The sequence below is a fragment of the Bartonella sp. PS17NMGDW genome (assembly GCF_042193555.1).
Classification (GTDB): Bacteria; Pseudomonadota; Alphaproteobacteria; order Rhizobiales; family Rhizobiaceae; genus Bartonella; species Bartonella grahamii.
This window is the reverse complement of record NZ_JBHILY010000003.1, coordinates 93,412-98,375: the sequence shown is the minus strand read 5'-3', so window position 1 is coordinate 98,375 and position 4,964 is coordinate 93,412. Positions and strand designations below refer to the sequence as shown.

Here is a 4,964-nt window from a genome sequence, read left to right as displayed (position 1 = left end):
TGAGGGTTTTGGGGCGGTTGGGGTAAAGAGGGTGCCAATGGAGGGGCTGGATTGTAAAATGCGTCATTGGAATGGGGAAATGGAGGGCGTTGGGTGAAAAGGGCTGGTGGCAAGTAATAGGCTGGTGATAGGTTTCAATGGGGCTGTTTATCGGAAGTTTTCTTGCTTTCTGTGAATTTGCAAAATCGTAAAAACGTGGAACTGTAAAGGCGCAGATGTGTGGTTGGTGAAGAGCCGTGAGGGTTTTGGGGCGGTTGGGATAAAGAGGGTGCCAATGGAGGGGCTGGATTGTAAAATGCGTCATTGGAATGGGGGAATGGAGGGCGTTGGGTGAAAAGGGCTGGTGGCAAGTAATAGGCTGGTGATAGGTCAGTGATAGATTTGTGATAGGTTTCAATGGGGCTGTTTATCGGCAGTTTGCTTTTTTTCTGTGAATTTGCAAAATCGTAAAAACGTGGAACTGTAAAGGCAAGGATTTGTGGTTGGTGAAGAGCTGTGAGGGTTTTGGGGCGGTTGGGATAAAGAGGGTGCGAAGTACGTTGAAGTGTTTTTTTTAGGAGCGCATTGAAATTTCTTTAAAAAAGCTTGTCGAGTATAAGTCATGACGGGACGACTATGAGAGGGAAGCAAACCCGCTAAAATTTGGACTGCTGAAAGAGAAGATTTTCGTGGGAACCTTACGTTGCGTAGAAACCATTGTTCCGTAGAAACTGTCGTTCTTGGAGGTGTGGGGAGAAAGGTCAGTTTTAAAATAGACAAAAAATTCTAAACACAATTTGCTGTTTTAAGCTTTATACTATGACGCCTTATAAGATTATGCTGTCTAAGTCGCGTGAGAAGAGAATAAGTCCGTGTGAATTTTATAAACCGTCAGAGGGGGATAAGTCCAGGGGTAAAAAACGTTTGGTTTTGGGGCTTTTGATATAAGGATACTGTTTGAGAGGCGTAAGGGAGGGGGATTGTTCGTTCGCAAAGCCTATGATGTAAAGAGTATGGGCTATTCAAGAGGGTGTTCGGGTATGGATAGAGATTGAAGGGCATGGCTTCTTTGAAAAGCATAGGTACTGATCATAAGTTTTGTTTATTCATATGGTTTTTTATGGCATCCAGTACCTGTTGGCTTATCTCCTGATGAGTCAGCCATCGTGAACCTTTTGGGGTTGTTTTTTGTCCTAATTGAATGGGGATAAAATCAACCTTGTTTTTGCGCGCGCATTCGAGGACCATTTGATCATGCGTGTTGGAACCAAAAATATGAAGAATACATGGCGGTTTAGGCAAAAGAGCTAACTGCTCAATTAATGCGCAAGAAAATGCATGGGCGGACGAATGAATCCATAATATGCAATATTTTAGATCATGCCATTGCTTCACAGCTTCTAAAAATTGCGCCTTTGATGCCGCACAATCATAATTCAATGGCACACACATATGCTGTTTTTGCAATGCCTCAAGCTGGACTTTATGGGAAAGAAAGCGTGCAGCAATAATCACTTCTTGCGGCTCAAGTGACTGACACAAAGGCGCAAGCATCCCTGTGCCCCCTACCACTAGATAACGATAGTGCGCATCCTTTTTTTTCAAGTCCCCTCCCTTATTGCTTTAAATCACACCACGGTGCTTTAAAAATGTACACATTTCATCAGCAAGCCTTTCACAACGTGTTTGTATCTCTTCACTGATAACTTTCCAAGTACGACCGTCATCATCTGAGGAAAAATCTTCGGGGGAAGAGGCGATTTGACATTGGAGTGCATAACCATAAAGCGTGCGCACCAACGGCAATAAATGTTCACACGGTTGTGCGCATTTTTTGGCGGTACTTCCATGAGAGATAAGCCCAACAGGTTTATTTAAAAAGGCATTATAGCTCAAATTATCAAGAGCATTTTTTAAAACACCCGAATAAGACCCTTGATAAACGGGGCTTGCTAGAATAACGCCATCAGCCGCTGCAATGGTTTTTACAAACTCACGAACCGCAGCACTTGGATTAGCCTCTACCTGCTGATGATAATCTGGATCTGTTATCGGCAACGGTTGTTCACGCAAATCAACCCAATGAAGTGATGCACCCCGCTTCATGAGGCAATCTGCTAAATAACTGGCTAAAGTTCGTGTTAATGAAGGTTGACGCACAGACCCCAAAATAATTGCTATATTCAATAGGATTTTCCTTTATCTTTTCCAGACAAGCCTATAACGCAAGGCTTATAAAGAATTGTGAGTAAAATGAAGCGATCATTATGCTGTCCATAGAGAGCAATTGTGATGATACCGCATAGTTATAGAATCAATCCATGCTAACAAGATTGTTGACAAAACAACACCTCAAACTTGAAGAGAATGTTAGTGCTTTCATTAATATTAAAACGCGTGATCTCAAAAATAGTGGCTGTCTCACTGTGTTAGAAGCGTTTTTATGAATATATTCTGAGCTATTGGCTTGCAAGATCCCCAATGAAAAATGGAAGATATCGTCATATTTTGATTTATAATGATCATTGATCCTTTTTAATTGGAATAAGAGAGTTGTAAGATTTTCTCATTTCAAATGCTCTTATTGCGCGATCATTTGCGCATCAATGGAAGTGACTTTTTTCATGTCTTAAATGGGGGGGGCGGAAAACAGGGGGGGCGGAAAACAATTGATAAAAGAATAAAAATGCTTCTATCTTTTCAAGAGATAAGGGCTGTTGTCGAAGCTAGATATGGCTGTTGTAGGGCGCGCGGTATGGCTGTTTGTAGGGTGCGGGCGGGTATGGCTGTTTGTAGGGCGCGCGGTATGGCTTGTCGTAGAAGGGGTGGTGGGTATGGCTTGTTGTAAGGGGCAGGTTTTGTTGTAGGAGAGCGCGCGCCTAGGGTAAATGGGTAATCTCGTAGAGGAACGAGTATGGCTTGTCGCAAGGGGAGGGTATGGGTATCGTAGATGCGGTGGGCGGCGCATGTGAATGGTGCTGGGTTATACTTTTTATTGAAACAATAGGGGTGATAGAGTTTATAGTAAGGGGGATATATTCATGAGGGCGCTATTGTTATCCCCTTCATGGGTGCTGTTCATGAAATGGGGTGTACGCGCGTTGGTTTAGAAGTGTTGAGAGGTGTTTCTTTAAAACAAGCACGTGAATTGGCAAAAGTATTGGCAATATAAATATACAATACGAGTGTTCTCTGGGGTATTCTGTCTGACGATAATGGACGGAATTTTACTTGAGAGATTGTTTGTGTCCTTATAAAAGCCAAGGACAAACAGTTGTATAAAAGGGAAGAGCAAATGAAGGGGGAAAATTCCACATTTTATAACAAACTGTGCTCTGTTCTTTTTGGAAAATCATCTCGTTCTTATAAAGATCATATTATCATTTGTCTTATTTCTATCCTTATTGGGATAGGTCATAAAGCTCTTTTGATCCCATTAGAATCCAAGTGGTCGTTGAGTGTATCGCAGGATAGCACTCTTTTGGCGCTCTTTGTGCTGCGTGAAGTCATCATGGTGTGTGTTGTTGCCTTGATGCCTGTTTTATTGGTGCTTTATCTCATCTTAACGTATTTGTTGAAAAAAAAGATTCAGCAGTTAGAAGAGGTTATCCAGCAACGGGGTCACACAACCGATCAACAAAATAATCCGGTAAAAAAGGATAGAGAAAAAATAAGCTGTTTTTTTATTGTATACTTTTGGTTGATATTTCTGCTAGAGGTCTTTTTTCCTGCGGGTGTTGTCATGCTCATTTTAGAATTTTACTATTTTGTTTTCAAGCAGGTGAGAACGTATCGTAAAGTGAGACGGGCATTAAAACGCGTAAGATAAAGAGAGTGACAAGGCGCTGTTGTAGCTATCGTGAGGGGGAAGAGGCAATGTTTGGAAGCTCGTGACATAGAGAAGAGGGGCTGAATGGTTGGAAAATCATCAGGCAAAGAAGAGAGTCTATTTTCTTTTGTAATGAGGAGGAGGCTGCTCTTCATCATTTGGAAGAGCAACCGCGCTTTTAGAAAGTTTGGGTTTTTTGTTGAAAATAAGGCAAGCGCTATGCATCGCACTTTTCGTGGTTCTTAAAAGAGCGGGCATGAGATAAAAAAATGTATTTTTCATAAAAAAAGGAAGAGCAATGAAGGGGAAAAATTCAGCATTTTATAATGAACTACGCCATTTTTTCGAAAAAAGTGTTTTTTCTGTGCGAGAGCGTGTTGTCATTTGTTTCCTCTCCCTCATTATTGAGCTATGGAACAGGATTTTCTTTCTTGAGCTGTGGAACAGGATTCTCTCTCTCTCATCCTTGGATAGCAAAGAGTACAACATTTTCTCTCTTGAGTTATGGAACAGGATTTTCTTTCTCCTATCCTTGGGTAGCAATGGAGAACGGACAGGGTGGTGGGATACACCTCTTTTTCTCTCTTTGTATGCGTTTTGGAAAGTTATTATAGTGTGTGTTTTGGTCTTGTTCCCAGTTATGTTGATACTCGGCATCATATTGTGGTTTTTGTTGGTAAAAAATATTCGGAAATTGAAAGGAATAGATCAGCAACGGGGTAAAATAACCGATCAAAAGGATCGGTATAAAGAAAGTGTGAACTGGAAAATGGACGATATTCTTGTCATGATATTTGTTTTCGTGCTTATGTGCGTGACACTGTGGGTTGCTTGTATTCCCATGATGATTTTAGAACTTTATTATGGTGTCTTTAAGCAGGTGAGAAAGTATCGTAGAATGAGACGGCTACTAAAACGCGTAAGATAAAGAGAGTGACAAGGCGCTTTTGTAGCTATCGTGAGGGGGAAGAGGCAATGTTTAGAAGCTCTCGTGACATAGAGAAGAGGGGATGGTTGGAAAATCATCAGGCAAAGGGGATAGTCTATTTTCTTTTGTAATGAGGAGGAGGCTGCTCTTAATCATTTGGAAGAGCAACCGCGCTTTTAGAAAGTTTGGGTTTTTTGTTGAAAATAAGGCAAGCGCTATGCATCGCAC

General features: G+C 41.5%; 6 protein-coding genes. 4 read left to right on the top strand and 2 right to left on the bottom strand.

The window, feature by feature from the left end; all coding sequences use genetic code 11:
- Positions 1 to 1,068 precede the first annotated feature (1,068 nt).
- The gene (locus ACFIJK_RS03095) at positions 1,069 to 1,584 is read right to left on the bottom strand and encodes a short-chain dehydrogenase (RefSeq protein ID WP_375625331.1); all 516 of its coding nucleotides are present in this window, start codon (positions 1,582 to 1,584) and stop codon (positions 1,069 to 1,071) included.
- An 18-nt stretch (positions 1,585 to 1,602) separates the two neighbouring features.
- Complete coding sequence (locus ACFIJK_RS03090; RefSeq protein WP_375626426.1) at positions 1,603 to 2,166, bottom strand: NADPH-dependent FMN reductase; 564 nt, start codon at positions 2,164 to 2,166, stop codon at positions 1,603 to 1,605.
- Between the two features lie 134 nt (positions 2,167 to 2,300).
- On the opposite strand from ACFIJK_RS03090, the gene ACFIJK_RS03085 reads away from it, so the two are divergent.
- From ACFIJK_RS03085 to ACFIJK_RS03070, 4 genes are all read left to right on the top strand, one after another.
- Entirely contained in the window at positions 2,301 to 2,426 is a 126-nt protein-coding gene (locus ACFIJK_RS03085; RefSeq protein WP_375626424.1) for a hypothetical protein, read from the top strand.
- A gap of 128 nt (positions 2,427 to 2,554) precedes the next feature.
- Positions 2,555 to 2,827: a hypothetical protein gene (locus ACFIJK_RS03080; protein WP_375626422.1), complete on the top strand. Its 273-nt coding sequence runs from the start codon at positions 2,555 to 2,557 to the stop codon at positions 2,825 to 2,827.
- A 447-nt stretch (positions 2,828 to 3,274) separates the two neighbouring features.
- Entirely contained in the window at positions 3,275 to 3,808 is a 534-nt protein-coding gene (locus ACFIJK_RS03075; protein ID WP_375626420.1) for a hypothetical protein, read from the top strand.
- A 298-nt stretch (positions 3,809 to 4,106) separates the two neighbouring features.
- Complete coding sequence (locus ACFIJK_RS03070; RefSeq protein ID WP_375626418.1) at positions 4,107 to 4,736, top strand: hypothetical protein; 630 nt, start codon at positions 4,107 to 4,109, stop codon at positions 4,734 to 4,736.
- The last annotated feature ends 228 nt before the right edge of the window (positions 4,737 to 4,964 follow it).